Origin of the sequence: Arthrobacter sp. ZBG10 (genome assembly GCF_001238605.1) — a bacterium.
Classification (GTDB): domain Bacteria; phylum Actinomycetota; class Actinomycetes; order Actinomycetales; family Micrococcaceae; genus Arthrobacter.
The window spans coordinates 25,581-40,758 of sequence record NZ_LFQH01000039.1 but is presented as its reverse complement, the minus strand read 5'-3'; the positions used below and the strand labels follow the sequence as shown (position 1 = coordinate 40,758).

The following is a 15,178-nucleotide window of genomic DNA, read 5'->3' as shown; positions in this document are numbered from 1 at the left end:
TCTTCAGCGCCGCACGGACCAGCGGGTGGCTGCAAGCGCCCGTGCTGTCCGGGATTCCGGACCTGGGCGGCCGCCCAGGTGCGCCAGGATCTGCCCCGCGGCAAGTTCGGCCATGGCGGCAGATGTTTGGAACCCGTACCCGCCTTGCCCGGCGAGCCAGTAGAACCCGGCGGCCTCCGCGTCGAACCCGGCCACGGGGATGCCCTCGGCAGCCTCGGTCCGGAGCCCGGTCCACGCGCGGCGTACGCCGGTAATGCCCAGCGACGTCACCCGGTTGAGGAGGGCCACCAGGTTTTCCACATCGCCGGGGCGCGGTTGTGCGTCCTCGGGGCCGCTGGGCACTGTCTCGGACGGCGAAATCAGCACGTCGCCGCCGTCGGGCCGGAAATAGTACGAGTCATCCGCGGCGGCCACCATGGGGCTGCCGGCGGGCAGGGAACGGCCGACGGCGGCAATCGCTGCGGTGCGGCGGTAGGGCTGCAGGCCCAGCTTCTCCACGCCGCTGATGACGGCCAGCTCATCGGCCCAGGCGCCGGCCGCGTTGACCACCACAGTGGCTGCGAAGGCCTCCGTGCCGGCGCCGACCTGCCAGCCGGTTCCCAGGCGCTGGGCTGAGTGCACGCGTGCGCCGGTGATGATCTCCGCCCCCGCGGCCAAGGCTGCCTGCCGGTGGCCTGCCAGCAGCAGGGGCGCGTCGCAGCCGTAGGAGCCTGTATCCAGCCCGGCGGCTTCGAAGCTGCCGGGGACCAGGGCAGGACAAAGCTCCAGCGCCTGGTCCGGTGTCACCGGCACCATGTGTCCGCTTGCCCCGGCCGCAACCAGGGCTTCGGTGCCGACCAGCAGGAAACTGCGCGGCGTCAGGACCGGCACGGGCTGCCCGTCGTCCCGGGCGGCGATGAGTTCCAGGGTCCGCATAGTCAGTTCCTGCACCACCGGCGGGCCGTAACTGGGGATCAGCTGCCGGGCGGAGCGGGAGGACGTGTGGTACGCCAGCTCCTGCTCCGCCTCCACCAGCGCCACCGTGCAGTGATCCGCCAGCGCGGCCGCCAGGGAAAGCCCGGCGATGCCGCCGCCAACAATCAGGACATCGTAATGTGCTGCCATGGCACCATCCTTGCAGAGTTGGCGGCTGCCGGCGGCGCCGGGCTCAGCCTGCTACTGCGGCACGGCTGGCGACGAACGCACCCACGCACGCTTCGACGTCGGCCGCTGAATGCGACGCCGAGAGCTGCACGCGGATCCTTGCGGCACCGCGTGGAACCACCGGGAAGCTGAAGGCCGTGACGAAAACTCCGTGGGCCAGCATCCGGTCCGCCACCTTCGCCGCGAGGACGGCGTCACCAAACATCACCGGCACAATCGCGTGCTCGCCGGGGAGGAGCTCGAAGCCCTCCTCCGTCATCCGGCGGCGGAACAGCTCCGCATTGGCGAACAATCTGGTCCGCAGGTCAGCGGAGGTTTCCACCAGGTCAAGTGCCTTGATGGTGGCGGCCACGATCGCCGGCGCCAGGGAGTTGGAGAACAGGTAGGGGCGGGCCTTCTGCCGGAGCATGGCCACCACTTCGGCGCGGCCCGAGACGTATCCGCCGGAGGCGCCACCCAGGGCCTTGCCGAATGTGCCCGTGTAGATGTCCACCCGGTCGGAGACGCCGGCATGCTCGGGCGTACCCGCGCCGGTGCCGCCCATAAAGCCCACGGCGTGCGAGTCGTCCACCATCACCAGGGCGTCGTAGCGCTCGGCCAGGTCGCAGATGGCAGCCAGCGGGGCGAGGTAGCCGTCCATGGAGAAGACGCCGTCCGTGACGATGATCCGGCGCCTTGCGTCGCCTGCCTCCTGCAGCCGGGCTTCGAGCTCGGCCATGTCCTGGTTGGCGTAGCGGTAACGGCGGGCTTTGCAGAGCCGGATGCCGTCGATGATCGAGGCGTGGTTGAGGGCATCGGAGATGATGGCGTCCTCGGGTCCGAACAGGGACTCGAACACACCGCCGTTGGCGTCGAAGCAGCTGGAGAACAGGATGGTGTCCTCGGTGCCCAGGAAGCGGGAGACCCTGGCTTCGAGTTCCAGGTGCAGGTCCTGGGTGCCACAGATGAAGCGGACGCTGGCCATGCCGAAACCGCGCTCGTCCATGGCGGTCTTGGCGGCCGTGATGATGTCCGGGTGGTCGGCCAGGCCCAGGTAGTTGTTGGCGCAGAAGTTAAGGACGGCGGCGCCCTGTTCCCCGATCCGGGCTGCAGTGATGTGGCTGGACTGCGGCGAGTTGATGCTGCGCTCGGTCTTGAACAGCCCGGCGGTGCGGAGGCTGTCCAGCTCGGTGGCCAGCTGGTCCTTGATGGCGGAGTACATGGGGTTTCCTTAGAGTTGGGTCCAGTCGAGGACAACTTTGCCACCGGAACCGCTGCGGGCCAGGTCAAAGCCTTTTTCCCAGTCCGTGGCGGGCAGGGTGTCCGTCACCACGGCGGAGATGCCGGCGTGGAGCACGGGGTTGGAGGAGAGCATGGCGCTCATGGCGTACCAGGTCTCGTACATTTCGCGGCCGTAGATGCCCTTGAGGGTGAGCATGTGCGTGACCACCTTGGCCCAGTCAATGGTGATGTCCTGGCTGGGCAGGCCCAGCATGGCGATCCGGCCACCGTGGTTCATGTTCTCGATCATCTCCGGCAGCGCCGTGGGATGGCCGGACATTTCCATGCCGATGTCGAAGCCCTCGCGCAGGCCGAGCGCACGTTGGGCGTCGCGGACCCGGGTGGTGGAGACGTCGATGGCCAGGTCCGCGCCGAGGGTGCGGGCCAGCTCCAGGCGGGGTCCGGACACGTCCGTGATGGCGATCTTGCGGGCCCCTGCGTGCCGGGCGACGGCGATGGCCATCAGGCCGATGGACCCGGCGCCGGTGATCAGGACGTCCTCGCCCACCAGCGGGAAGCTCAGGGCGGTGTGCACGGCGTTGCCGAAGGGGTCGAAGATGGCGCCGAGCTCGGGGGTGATGGACGGATCGTGATGGACCCAGACGTTGGTTTCCGGGATCACCACGTATTCGGCAAAGGCGCCGTCGCGCTGCACGCCCACGCTGACGGTGTGAATGCACATCTGGCGGCGGCCCGCGCGGCAGTTGCGGCAGATGCCGCACACCACGTGGCCTTCGCCGGATACCCGGTCGCCCACTTTCACGTCGCGGACGTCCACGCCCACAGCCACCACTTCGCCGTAGAACTCGTGGCCGGCGATCAGGGGTGCCTCGATGATGCCCTGCGCCCAGGCGTCCCAGGACTGGATGTGGAGGTCGGTGCCGCAGATACCGGTGGTCATCACCCGGATTTTTACGTCGGCCGGACCGGCTTCCGGTTCGGGCCGGTCCACCAGCTCGAAACCGGCCTGGGGGCCTGACTTGTACAAAGCCTTCATCGGCTTCCTTCCTCTTTATCGCCACACCGCGGGCGGGTGCTTCCGTCCTCATTAGAACGGGGATAACGGCTTAGTACAACAGGGAATTTCTCAATCGACGATGTAGCTTTTGCTAATGCATAGACTTGGGGGATGGAGATCCATCAGCTTGAAATCCTGCGTGAGCTCGGCGCGCTGGGCAGCGTCAAGGCGGTGGCGGACACCCTGATGGTCACGCCGTCCGCCGTCTCGCAGCAACTGGCCATCCTGCAGCGGACGGTCGACGTGCCGCTGACGCGAAAGGAAGGCCGCAACCTGGTGCTGACGGAAGCAGGCCAGGTCCTGGCCGACGCCGGCGCCGCCGTGGTCGGTGCGCTGGCGGACGCGCGGGATGCGATCGGGATCTATCACGGGTCCGCAGCCGGCCGGGTGAGCCTGTGTGGCTTCCACAGCGCCGGCCAGGCAGTCTTTGCGCCGCTGGCCCGGATCCTGGACGGCCCGGAGAAACCACGGATCGAATTGTCCGACGAGGACGTGGCCCAGCAGGACTTCCCCGCGTTGACGGCCCGGTACGACCTGGTCCTGGCCCACCGGATGGACCACAGCCCCCGGTGGCCCACCGAACGTGTCACGGTGATCCCGCTGGCCCACGAACCGCTGGACGTGGCCCTCCCCGCCGGGCACCGGCTGGCCGGGCAGGACACCCTGAGCGTGCAGGACGTGGCGGCCGAGGCCTGGGTGACCAGCCACGCCGGCTACTCCCCCGCCGACGTGCTGTCCGCCGTCGCGGCCGTTTCCAGCAGGGAACTGAACATTGTGCACCGCATCAATGACTACTCCACCGTGGCCGCGCTGGTGGCGGCCGGCGGGGTGGTTGGCCTGCTGCCGCGGTACACCGCGGGGCCGGTGCTGAATCCGGACATTGTGCTCCGTCCCCTGTCCGGGATCAGCACGCGCCGCCGGATTGACCTGCTGGCCAGGCCGGAGAACCTCAAGCGCCGCTCGGTGCTGATGGTGTGCCAGGCACTGGAGGACATCATGGCGGGGCTGGTCAAAATCAGCTGAATCCGCCGCGCTCAGGCTTTGGGTCCGTGGCCTTGACCCTGCCCCTGACTCTGCCCAGCGCCCTTGCCGTGGCCTTGCCCGTGTCCTTTCCCGCGGCCCTGGCCCAGTCCCATTCCGGGCCCGTCGCCGGCGCCCTTGACAATCCTTTGGGCAGTGGCCGTGCCGCCATCCTTCACGCCGGCAACCAGCACGGCGTCCCCTGTGGCGAGGTCCGCACTGGTGCCGTCCGTGGGCTTGAGCCGTTTGCCGTCGTCGCCCGTTGCCGGTGAGCCGTCCGCGGCGGGGGCGGGAATCACCGTGATCCGGGTGCCAGCGGTGACGGCGTAGGTCTGGCTGTAACCGTCCTCGCTTTTCACCGTGATGGCCGTGGAGCTGACGGCGTCTACCCTGCCGCGCTGCGACAGGACCGTGCGGTAGGTGCCGTCGGCCTCCTTCACCACACTTTCACTGTGGAGGGGACGGGCGTGTGCGGCTTTGTCCTTCGCCGGATCCGTGTCCTTGCCCGAACCGGTATCCGGCGCGGCCGCACTGGGCGTGTCCGGGGTGGGCATGGGCGTCCCGGTTGCCGACCAGGCGATGGCGGCTCCCGTGCCGGTCAGCGCCAGCGCAACGGCGCCGGCCAGGAAAGCCTTGCGAAGCCTCAACGGTTCCCGGACGGTCATGGCCATACCTCCCACAGAGCGGGCAGGGCGCTGTGCCCTGGATCTTCAGTGTAGGACCGGGACGCGGCCCTGAACACGGGTAGTTCGGTGCCTGTGGATGCGAGTAGTGCTTAACGCCCAACTGGGTCGCAGTTGTTGTCGTTTTGAGGGGTCAAAACGACAACTACTGCGACCCAGTTGGGTTGGAGCGGGCGGTCTCAGCCTTCGACGCCGAGCTTCGCCAGGATCAGCTCACGGACGCGGCCGGCGTCCGCCTGGCCACGGGTGGCCTTCATCACGCCGCCAACAATCGCGCCGATGGCCTGGACCTTGCCGCCGCGGATCTTCTCCGCGACGTCCGGCTGTGCCGCCAGGGCAGCGTCGATGGCTTCGAGGAGGGGGCCGTCGTCCGAGACCACTGCCAGGCCGCGGGCCTGGACGATTTCGGCCGGGGTGCCTTCGCCGGCCAGGACGCCGTCCAGGACAGCGGTGGCCATCTTGTTGTTGATCTTGCCGTCATCCACCATTTTCGCAAGCTCCACGATGGTGGCGGGTGCAACGCCCAGCTGGCCGGGGTCGACGTCGGCGTTTTTGGCGCGCCCAACGATTTCGCCCATCCACCATTTACGGGCCACCGAAGCGGAGGCGCCGGCGGCAATGGTTTCCTCGATCTCGTCCAGGACTCCGGCGTTGACCACGTCGCGGAATTCCAGGTCGGAGTAGCCCCAGTCGGCCTGCAGGCGCTTGCGGCGGGCGGCCGGCGGCTCGGGCAAGGTGGCGCGGAGCTCCTCCACCCATTCACGGGACGCCACCACGGGCACCAGGTCCGGTTCCGGGAAGTAGCGGTAGTCGTCAGCGTCCGACTTGGGCCGGCCCGACGTGGTGGTACGGGTGTCCTCGTGCCAGTGCCGGGTTTCCTGGATGACCGGGTTGCCGTTGTCCAGGACGGCGGCGTGGCGCTGGATCTCGTAGCGGACGGCGTGTTCGACGGCGCGCAGCGAGTTCACGTTTTTGGTTTCGGACCGGATGCCGAACCGTTCCCGGCCGTGCGGGCGGAGCGAGACGTTGGCGTCGCAGCGGACGTTGCCGCGTTCCATCCGGGCATCGGAGACGCCGAGGTTCTTGACGATCTCGCGGACGGCGGCCACGTAGGCCTTGGCCAGTTCCGGCGCGCGGGAGCCGGCGCCTTCGATGGGCTTGGTGACGATTTCCACGAGCGGCACGCCTGAGCGGTTGTAGTCCACCAGGGAGAAGTCGGCGCCCTGGATGCGGCCGGCGGCGCCACCCATGTGGGTCAGCTTCCCGGCGTCCTCCTCCATGTGGGCGCGTTCAATCTCAACGCGGAACACCGTGCCGTCGGCGAGTTCGATGTCCAGGTAACCGTCGTACGCGATGGGGTCCTCGTACTGGGAGGTCTGGAAGTTCTTGGGTGTGTCCGGGTAGAAGTACTGCTTCCGGGCAAAGGTGCAGGACTCAGCGATGCTGCAGTTCAGCGCCAGGCCGATCTTGATGGAGGACTCGATGGCCGTCCGGTTGACCACGGGCAGCACGCCCGGCAGGCCGAGGTCCACCTCGTTCACGTTGGTGTTGGGCTCGTCGCCGAACACGTTGGGCGCGGAGGAGAACATCTTGGTTTTGGTGTTGAGTTCCACGTGGACCTCAAACCCCAGGACGGGGTCGTACTTCTCCATGGCCTCTTCGAAGCTCAGGGTTGCGTCGGTGCTCATTATTTCGCCTCCTGGGCTTCGAGTGCCGGTGCGCCGGCAAGGTCGGGGGCCTGGGCCAGCAGCGGGCCGCCCCACTTGGCCTCCAGCAGCGATTCCAGGACGGCGCCCACGCGGTAGAGCCGGGCGTCCTCGCGGGCCGGGGCCAGCAGCTGGATGCCGACGGGCAGTCCGTCCTCGTCAGCGAGGCCGCCCGGGAGGGAGAGCCCGGGGACGCCGGCCAGGTTGGCCGGGATGGTGGCGACGTCGTTGAGGTACATGGCCAGCGGATCGTCCAGCTTTTCGCCCAATTTGAACGCGGTGGTGGGCGCCGTGGGGGAAATCAGCACGTCCGCCTGTTCAAAGGCGGCGTTGAAGTCGCGCTGGACCAGGGTGCGGACCTTCTGGGCCGAGCCGTAGTAGGCGTCGTAGTAGCCGGCGCTCAGGGCGTAGGTGCCCAGGATGATGCGGCGCTTGACCTCGTCGCCGAACCCGGCGGCGCGGGTGGCTGCCATGACCCGTTCAATGGTGAGCGGCGGGTCGGTGGGCAGGACGCGCAGGCCGAACCGGACGCCGTCGAACTTTGCCAGGTTGGAGGACGCCTCGGAGGGCATGATCAGGTAGTAGGCGCCCAGGGCGTACTGGAAGTTGGGGCAGGAGACCTCAACGATCGTGGCGCCGGCGTCCTTGAGCAGTTCCAGCGCCTCGTTGAACCGGTTTTCGACGCCGGCCTGGTAACCCTCGCCGTGCAGTTCCTTGATGATGCCGATCCGCAGGCCCTCGACGTTGCCGGTGCGTGCCGCGGCCACGAGGTCCGCCAGCGGCTCCGGCAGGGAGGTGGAGTCCTTGGGGTCGTGCCCGCCGATGACCTGGTGCAGCAGTGCCGAGTCCAGCACGGTGCGGGTGACGGGGCCGATCTGGTCCAGCGAGGAGGCCATGGCGATGGCGCCGTAGCGGGACACACTGCCGTAGGTGGGCTTGACCCCCACGGTGCCGGTGACGGCGCCCGGCTGCCGGATGGAGCCGCCGGTGTCGGTTCCGAGGGCCAGGGGCGCCTCGAACGCGGCGACGGCGGCCGCGGAACCGCCGCCGGAGCCGCCCGGGATCCGGTCCAGGTCCCAGGGGTTGCGGGTGGGGCCGTAGGCGGAGTGCTCGGTGGAGGAACCCATGGCGAATTCGTCCAGGTTGGTTTTGCCCAGGATGGGCATCTTCGCGGCGCGCAGCCGGGCCACCACGGTGGCGTCGTACGGGCTGTGCCAGCCTTCGAGGATCTTCGAGCCGGCAGTGGTGGGCTGGCCCACCGTGACGATGAGGTCCTTGACGGCGATGGGGACGCCTGCGAGTTCATGCAGGGCGTCGGCTTCGGGGCCGCCGGCGGCGCGGATGGCGTCCACCTCTGCAGCGACGGCGAGCGCTTCCTCGGCGTTGACGTGCAGGAACGCGTTGATGCCGCGCTCACCGCCATCCACCTGGGCGATGCGGTCCAGGCAGGCCCGGGTGATCTCCACGGAGGTCACTTCACCGGCGGCCAGCTTGGCGGCCAGCTGCGCTGCGGACAGGCGGATCAGGGTGCCGGCGTCGGTTCCGGCGGGGTTCAGTTCGGTCATGGTTTATGCCTCATCCAGGATGGCCGGGACCTTGAAACGGTTATCGAGCGAATCCGGCGCGCCGGAGAGTGACTGTTCAGCGGTGAAGGTGTGCCCCACCACGTCGTCCCGGAAGACGTTGGTCAGCGGGATGGGGTGGGACGTTGCCGGGACGTCGGCCCCGGCGGCCTCACTGACGGACTTGACGGAATCAACGATGACGGCGAGCTCGCCGGCCATCCTGTCCAGCTCTTCGGCACTCATCTCGATGTGAGCGAGTCGCGCCAGATGCGCAACATCGTCACGGTTGATCGCAGCCATGGATCTCCCCTGCAGGTGTATGTGTTCATTCCGGGCGGGCCCCGGTCGCTTCGCAAACAAGTGCCACTTGTTTTTCCAACCAGTCCCGCTTGTTTTCCGGAACCAGTCTAGTGCGGAAACGCCAGTGCCCGTCTGACGACCCCCAGCGGGCGTCAGACGGGCACTTCGGTCCCGCAGGCCGGCCGAAGCCGGTCCACAGGCAGGTTTAGACTAACCGATTCCGACGGCCCCGGTCAGCACACCAATTCCCAGCATGACCAGGGAAACCACGGCGGTGCGCCACAGTACCTTTTTGTGGTGGTCGCCCAGGTCCACCTTGGCCAGGGAGACCAGCAGCAGGATAGCCGGAACCAGGGGGCTCTGCAGGTGGAACGGCTGGCCGGTGATGGAGGCCCGGGCCATGTCCGCGGCGGGGATGCCGTAGTGGCCGGCAGTTTCGGCGAGTACCGGCAGGACGCCGAAGTAGAAGGCGTCGTTGCTCATGAAGAACGTCATGGGGATGCTCAGGACACCGGTGATGACGGCCATGAACGGTCCCATGCTGGACGGGATGATCTGGACCAGCCACTCGGACATGGCTCCCACCATGCCGGTGCCGGTCAGGACCCCGGTGAGGACTGCTGCGGCCATGACCATGCTGACCACGGCAACAACTGACGGTGCGTGGGCCACCAGCTGGCGGCTCTGTTCCTTGACGTTGGGGAAGTTCACCAGCAGCGCGATGGCCGAACCGACCATAAAGACGTAGGGCAGCGGGACCAGGTCGGCCACCAGCATGGTCATCACGGCCACGGTCAGGACCAGGTTGAACCAGAACAGCTTGGGCCGCAGGGTGGCGCGGTTCGGGTCCAGTGCGGTGTCCGCCATGGCGGAGTCGAGGTCGTCCACCAGCGTTTCGGGGCGCTCCAGGACAGCGACGGAAGAGCCGCCGACGGCGGGGGCTGCTCCGCCGGGGTTGTTGCCCTTGCGTCCACGGCCGGTTCCCGACCCACCGGCGGGTGCGCCGCCGTCGGCAGTGTCAGCACCCGGGGTGGCCCAGATGCCCGGCTCGGTGGCGCGGAGCCGGTTGCGTTCCTGCAGGCCCAGGAGCCAGGCGAAGACCATAACAACCACCAGGCCACCGATCAGGGAGGGGACCATGGGGACAAAGACGTCGTTGACGTCGATGTTCAGCGCGGTGGCGGCGCGGGCCGTGGGACCGCCCCAGGGCACGATGTTCATGGTGCCGTTGGCCAGGCCGGCCACGCAGGTGAGGACCACGGGGCTCATCTTCAGGCGCAGGTAGACGGGCAGCATGGCTGCCGTGGTGAGGATGAAGGTGGTGGAGCCATCACCGTCCAGCGACACGGCGGCCGCGAGGATGGCGGTGCCCAGAACCACTTTGGCGGGGTCGTTGCCCAGCTTGCGGAGGATGAATTTGACCAGCGGGTCAAACAGTCCCACGTCGATCATCAGCCCGAAGTAGATGATGGCAAACATCAGCAGGGCTGCGGTGGAGGTCATGGCTTTCATGGACTCCAGGACCATGTCGCCGATGCCAAGGCCGGCGCCTGCGAAAAGTCCAAAAACGGTGGGGACGATGATGAGCGCCAGTACTGGCGTCAACTTTTTCGTCATGATCAGCACCATGAATACCGCGATCATTGCGAATCCAAGTATTACCAGCACGGCCGGCTCCTTACATGTGTTCGGCGGCACAGCGGTGTGACGCGTGCTACAGACTGTAGGGTGGCGGCCGTCACGGCCGTGCCTTTGGCTCAATTGATTGGCATACTGCTTATTGGGAGCATTTTGCTCATTGTGCTCACACCGTCCGGTGGAGCCGGGAACTGCCATTAATCACTGCCCGTCGAGGAGGACCATGCCGCGCCCCGCGCCCCGCACGCCCCTGCGGTTCTCGACGCAGACGCTGTTGCTCCAGCTGGGGGTGGTGCTGCTGGTGGTGCTGCTGAGCACCGCGGTGCACGCCTGGCTGACCTATGACCGGGTGGGCAGCGACGCGGAGAACCAGGCCCTGACGCTGGCCCGGACCGTGGCCTCGGACCCGTCGGTCCGCGCGGACGTGCTGGCCATCAGTGGCCAGGCGGGCACCCCGCCGCCGGCGGAGCTTGCCGCCGGTCCCCTGCAGGCCGCCGCGGAGGCCGTGCGGACCCGCACCGGTGCGCTCTTTGTGGTGATCACCGACGAAACCGGTCTGCGGCTGGCGCATCCGGACCCGGACCGGCTGGGCGAGGGTGTCAGCACCGATCCGTCCGAGGCCCTGGCCGGCCAGGAAATCACCACCCGTAACACGGGGACGCTGGGCCCGTCGGCGGGTGCAAAGGTCCCGGTCTACGCGCCGGACAGCAACACCGTGGTGGGTGAGGTCAGCGTGGGCTACTCCATGGAAACCGTGGGCCAGAGCGTGGCGCGCGACATCGGCCCGGTGGCCCTGACGGCGGCAGGCGCCCTCGGCGCCGGCGTGCTGGGCTCCTTCCTGCTGCGCCGCCGGTTGCAGCGGCTCACACTCGGCCTGGAACCGGAGGAGATCAGCACCCTGGTGCACGACCAGGTGGCGGTCCTGCAGGGAGTGGACGACGGCGTCATCGGCGTTTCCGCGGACGGCAGGATCAGTGTTTTCAACGCCGCCTCGCAGCGGCTTTTGGGATTGCCGGACCTCACCGGCACCCGGTGGGCGGACGCGCCGGTCCCGGCGCAGCTGGCCGCCCTCACCCGGCCGGGATACGCCGGCCCGGAAGCCGTGGAGGTGGTGGCCGGCGGCCAGGTCCTGGTGGCCAGCGCCCGCAAGGCCCTGCACCGGCGGGAAGATTTGGGCTGGGTGCTGATGCTCCGGGACCGGACGGAACTCCAGCAGCTCACCCGGCAGCTGGACGCCGTGGGCACCCTGTCCGATGCGCTGCGGGCGCAGCGCCACGAGTTCGCAAACCAGCTGCACACCCTCGCCGGGTTTATGGGCATCGGCCAGCACCAGCAGGCCCGCGAGTACCTGGCCGGGCTGGCTGCCACCGGGCCGTTGCGGTTCCCGGTGGACCAGGCTGAGCTCCTGCAGGACCCGTACCTGCAGGCGTTTGTGGGTGCCAAGGGGGTTGAGGCCGATGAACGGGGGGTGTCCCTCCGGATCGGCCCCGAGACCCTGGTCCGCGGACAGGTCTCCGAAGCCCAGGATGTAACAACGGTCCTGGGCAACCTGATCGACAACGCGGTAAACGCTGCCGTGGCAGGCTCCGCCGAAGACCGGTGGGTGGAGGTGGAGGTCCTCGACGAACCCGGTGCCGGTGGCGGCACCCTCCATATCGTGGTGGCCGACTCCGGAAACGGGCTGGCCCCCGGGACCGGCCCGGAAGACGTGTTTGCGTCCGGTTTCACCACCGCGTCCGGGCCGGTCCGCGCGGGCGGCGGGCAGGGCTTCGGGCTGGCCCTGGCCCGGCAGCTGGCCCGGCGGCGCGGCGGCGACGTTACCCTGCTGGCCGCCGGGACCGACGGCGGACCCGGCGCCGTGTTTATGGCCACACTCCCCGGCACCACCGCGGCGCGCGCCGCAACCCCTGGACGCGCCGCAACCCCTGGAAAGGACAACGATGCCTGACGATTTCCGTGTGCTGATCGTGGACGACGACTTCCATGTGGCGAAACTCCACGCCGCCTACGTGGACTCTGTGGCGGGGTTCCTGGCCCTGGCGCCGGTGGGGACAGCATCCCTGGCGCTGCAGTCCATCCACAGCCTGCGCCCTGACCTGGTGCTCCTGGACGTCTACCTTCCGGATGCCTCCGGGCTGGACCTGCTCCAGCAGCTCGATGTGGACACCGTGATCCTCAGCGCCGCCTCCGATGCGGCATCCGTCCGGTTGGCCCTGCGCCGCGGCGCCCTGGGGTACCTGCTCAAGCCCTTTACCGCTGATGCGCTGTCGCAGCAGCTGCGCTCCTATGCCCGGTTCCGGCGCCTCCTGGCCCAGCCCGGGGCCCTGGACCAGGACGGGGTGGAGCGCGCAAAACGTGCGCTGATCCCGGGGGATGTCACGCCGTCGGCCAAGCCCCGCTCCGCCACCGAAGCGGCGGTGCTGGAATCGCTGCTCCCCGGAGAGCAGTACTCGGCGGCCGAGGTGGCGGGCCGGGTGGGAGTCTCCAGGGCCACGGCGCAGCGGTACCTGTCCTCACTGGCCGACGACGGCGCCGTGGACATCCAGCTCCGCTACGGCACCACGGGCCGGCCGGAGCACCGCTACGGCCTGCCCGCCGTGCCCTGACCGGGTCAGCAAAGCCTGGTCAGGGAGCCGGGTCAGCTGGCGCTTTTCTGCGCAACCAGTTCGATTTCCACCAGCATCTGCGGGTCCAGGAACGGCAGCACGTGCACCAGGGCCAGGGTGGGGCGGATCTCGCCGAAGACCTCGCCATGGGCCCGGCCGGCTTCTTCCCATTTGCTGATGTCCGTCAGGTACAACTTGGACTGGACCACGTCGGCCAGCGCGAAGCCTGCGTCCGCCAGGACCGTTTCGAGCTTCTGCAGGATGAATGCGGTCTGGGTGTAGAAGTCGGTACCCACAATGCCGTCCTCGCCGCTGGCAGCGGTGGCTGAGATGTAGAGCGTGTTGTCCACCTGGACGGCGCGGGAGTAGCCGAGGGTCTGTTCCCAGACGGAGCCGGTGCCGAAGGTTTTGCGCATGGGTGGGCCTTTCATAGCTGGATGAGTTCGGCACCACTTTAGGGCGGCTACAGGTCCAGCCGGTAAACCAGCAGTTTTATGTCAGTTCCGGGAACCAGCCAGTCACGTTCGGGGACCCGCTGGAAGCCGGTTTTGCGGTACAGGCCGTGGGCGCTTTCCCAGGTCAGGCCGGTAGTGAGGGCCACGGCCTCGATGCCTGGCAGGGACCGGCCGTGCTCGATGATGGCGGCCACCATCGCTTTGCCGGCACCGCTGCGCTGGACGTCGGGGTCCACCACCAGCATCCGGAATTCGAGTTCGCCGGGCCGGGCGATGTCCGCGAACGGTTCCCCTGCCACCGCCAGGGTGACGGACCCGACGATCCGGCCCTGCCGTTCGGCCACCCAGATCACGGCGTTCGCCGCCCGGTGCGCCACTTCCTGGATACGCTGCATGTACGGGTGCGTGCTGTCGTCGAAATAGCCGGCGGCCAGGTACGAAGCGACGGTAATCCGGGCGATTTCGGAATAATCGGCGGGGACGGCGGGTCTGATCAGAATCTGCTGGTGCACCCATCAATGGTAGGGGTTAGTCCTGAAATCTGATTTCAGGAAGCTGAAGCCGGCGCAGACCTTTACCTGGACGGCCAGCTCCAGAGCGGCCCTTCCAGCGCGCCCCTCCCCCGGACCCGGGTTTCCCCGACGTCCTTCTCCAATTCGTGCTCCGTGACGTGCCCGCTTTCCCGCAACGCCGTGATGAGGGCAGTGGAGTGGGACACCACCAGCAGCTGCGACCGCTCAGCAGCCTGGCTGATGAGCCCGGCCAGGGCCGGCATGAGGTCACGGTGCAGGCTGGTTTCGGGTTCGTTCAGTACCATCAGTTCCGGCGGTTGCGGGGTGAGGAGCGCTGCGGTGAGCAGCAGGAACCGGAGGGTGCCGTCTGAAAGCTCCGGCGCCTTCAACGGCCGCAGCATCCCCTGCTGCCGCAGCTGGACACCGAACATCCCGTCGTTGATGCTGATCTCCAGCTTGCTGCCGGGGAAGGCCGCGTTGATCACTTTGTCCAGGAGGAAAGTGTCGCCGGTCTCCCGGATGGTCTGCAGCGCGGCCGGCAGGTCCGCGCCCGTGGGATCGAGGACCGGCGTCCGGGTACCCACCTGCACCTGCCGGGCGGGCGCAGCAGCGTCGGTCCGGAAGTGGTCGTAGAACCGCCAGGACCGGACCGTGTTGCGGACCTGCAGCACTTCCGGGGACCGCTCCGGGTCCGCGATCTCGGTCAGGACGCTCTGGTACGGCTGCAGGGTGATGTTTTCCGGTTGCCATTCCCCGGCGGTGCCCCGGACCCGGACGGCAGCGCCGCGGCGGTCCACCAGCCAGGACGCAGGCCGGGCCAGCGGGCCCGAGAACACCACCTCCCGTTTGATGTCCGGATCGTTGGCAAACAGGGACGCCTTGGGCTTCCGGCTCCGCTCATCCATCTCGCCGGCGACCGGGACAGGGATCCCCAAATCCACGAGGTAGCCGAAGTCGTCCCCCGAGAATCCCATTCTCAGGTTGATCGGGTTCCTGCGCAGGGTCCCCTGTACGGGCACCTCGCCGCGGCGCATGGCACCGCTGACGGTTTCCGGCCCCGCCCACAGCGTGGAGGCCAACCCGCCTTCACGCGCCAGCGACCCCACCACGTTGCCGCCGGCACCGCCTGCGCAGTCGGCGAGCAGCCGCAGCGCCCGGTACAGGGAGGACTTGCCGCTGCCGTTGGCGCCGGTGACCAGGTCCAGGCCGGTCAGGCCCAGGGACAGGTCCCGGATGGACCGGTAGTTGGCAATGGCGAGAGTCCGGATCATG

Annotated in this window: 14 protein-coding genes; 3 read left to right on the top strand and 11 right to left on the bottom strand. The window is 68.3% G+C overall.

Going from position 1 to position 15,178, the window contains the following annotated elements:
* Positions 1–3: 3 nt before the first annotated feature.
* From ACU18_RS10140 to tdh, 3 genes are read right to left on the bottom strand one after another with little or no spacing between them, the layout of a single operon-like run.
* A complete protein-coding gene (locus ACU18_RS10140) occupies positions 4–1,104 on the bottom strand; it encodes an NAD(P)/FAD-dependent oxidoreductase (RefSeq protein ID WP_050685430.1) in 1,101 nt (366 codons plus the stop codon).
* A gap of 43 nt (positions 1,105–1,147) precedes the next feature.
* Entirely contained in the window at positions 1,148–2,344 is a 1,197-nt protein-coding gene (locus tag ACU18_RS10135) for a glycine C-acetyltransferase (protein ID WP_050685429.1), read from the bottom strand.
* 9 nt (positions 2,345–2,353) lie between these two features.
* Positions 2,354–3,400: an L-threonine 3-dehydrogenase gene (gene tdh / locus ACU18_RS10130; protein WP_050685428.1), complete on the bottom strand. Its 1,047-nt coding sequence runs from the start codon at positions 3,398–3,400 to the stop codon at positions 2,354–2,356.
* Between the two features lie 132 nt (positions 3,401–3,532).
* On the opposite strand from tdh, the gene ACU18_RS10125 reads away from it, so the two are divergent.
* On the top strand, positions 3,533–4,444 hold the full coding sequence (locus tag ACU18_RS10125) for a LysR family transcriptional regulator (protein ID WP_050685427.1): 912 nt from the start codon (positions 3,533–3,535) through the stop codon (positions 4,442–4,444).
* 11 nt (positions 4,445–4,455) lie between these two features.
* On the opposite strand, the gene ACU18_RS10120 is transcribed toward ACU18_RS10125, so the two are convergent.
* The 5 genes from ACU18_RS10120 to ACU18_RS10100 all read right to left on the bottom strand — a co-directional run bounded on the left by ACU18_RS10120 (position 4,456) and on the right by ACU18_RS10100 (position 10,363).
* On the bottom strand, positions 4,456–5,106 hold the full coding sequence (locus ACU18_RS10120) for a hypothetical protein (protein WP_050685467.1): 651 nt from the start codon (positions 5,104–5,106) through the stop codon (positions 4,456–4,458).
* 197 nt (positions 5,107–5,303) lie between these two features.
* Positions 5,304–6,812 carry an Asp-tRNA(Asn)/Glu-tRNA(Gln) amidotransferase subunit GatB gene (gene gatB, locus ACU18_RS10115; protein ID WP_050685426.1) on the bottom strand — a complete coding sequence of 503 codons (1,509 nt, stop codon included), beginning with the start codon at positions 6,810–6,812 and terminating at the stop codon, positions 5,304–5,306.
* On the bottom strand, positions 6,812–8,395 hold the full coding sequence (gene gatA / locus ACU18_RS10110) for an Asp-tRNA(Asn)/Glu-tRNA(Gln) amidotransferase subunit GatA (RefSeq protein WP_050685425.1): 1,584 nt from the start codon (positions 8,393–8,395) through the stop codon (positions 6,812–6,814). Before gatA ends, gatB begins: the two co-directional genes overlap by 1 nt.
* A gap of 3 nt (positions 8,396–8,398) precedes the next feature.
* Positions 8,399–8,695 carry an Asp-tRNA(Asn)/Glu-tRNA(Gln) amidotransferase subunit GatC gene (gene gatC / locus ACU18_RS10105; RefSeq protein ID WP_050685424.1) on the bottom strand — a complete coding sequence of 99 codons (297 nt, stop codon included), beginning with the start codon at positions 8,693–8,695 and terminating at the stop codon, positions 8,399–8,401.
* 210 nt (positions 8,696–8,905) lie between these two features.
* Complete coding sequence (locus tag ACU18_RS10100) at positions 8,906–10,363, bottom strand: CitMHS family transporter (protein ID WP_050685423.1); 1,458 nt, start codon at positions 10,361–10,363, stop codon at positions 8,906–8,908.
* A 193-nt stretch (positions 10,364–10,556) separates the two neighbouring features.
* On the opposite strand from ACU18_RS10100, the gene ACU18_RS10095 reads away from it, so the two are divergent.
* A complete protein-coding gene (locus tag ACU18_RS10095) occupies positions 10,557–12,281 on the top strand; it encodes a sensor histidine kinase (RefSeq protein ID WP_197273556.1) in 1,725 nt (574 codons plus the stop codon).
* A complete protein-coding gene (locus ACU18_RS10090) occupies positions 12,274–12,939 on the top strand; it encodes a response regulator (RefSeq protein ID WP_050685422.1) in 666 nt (221 codons plus the stop codon). The genes ACU18_RS10095 and ACU18_RS10090 overlap by 8 nt, the downstream gene beginning before the upstream one ends.
* A 32-nt stretch (positions 12,940–12,971) precedes the next feature.
* On the opposite strand, the gene ACU18_RS10085 is transcribed toward ACU18_RS10090, so the two are convergent.
* The 3 genes from ACU18_RS10085 to ACU18_RS10075 form a co-directional block, all read right to left on the bottom strand.
* On the bottom strand, positions 12,972–13,355 hold the full coding sequence (locus tag ACU18_RS10085; RefSeq protein WP_050685421.1) for a RidA family protein: 384 nt from the start codon (positions 13,353–13,355) through the stop codon (positions 12,972–12,974).
* Between the two features lie 47 nt (positions 13,356–13,402).
* Complete coding sequence (locus ACU18_RS10080; RefSeq protein WP_050685420.1) at positions 13,403–13,906, bottom strand: GNAT family N-acetyltransferase; 504 nt, start codon at positions 13,904–13,906, stop codon at positions 13,403–13,405.
* A 62-nt stretch (positions 13,907–13,968) separates the two neighbouring features.
* Positions 13,969–15,177, bottom strand: coding sequence for an AAA family ATPase (locus ACU18_RS10075; protein WP_050685419.1), 1,209 nt, complete (start codon positions 15,175–15,177; stop codon positions 13,969–13,971).
* Position 15,178: the final 1 nt, after the last annotated feature.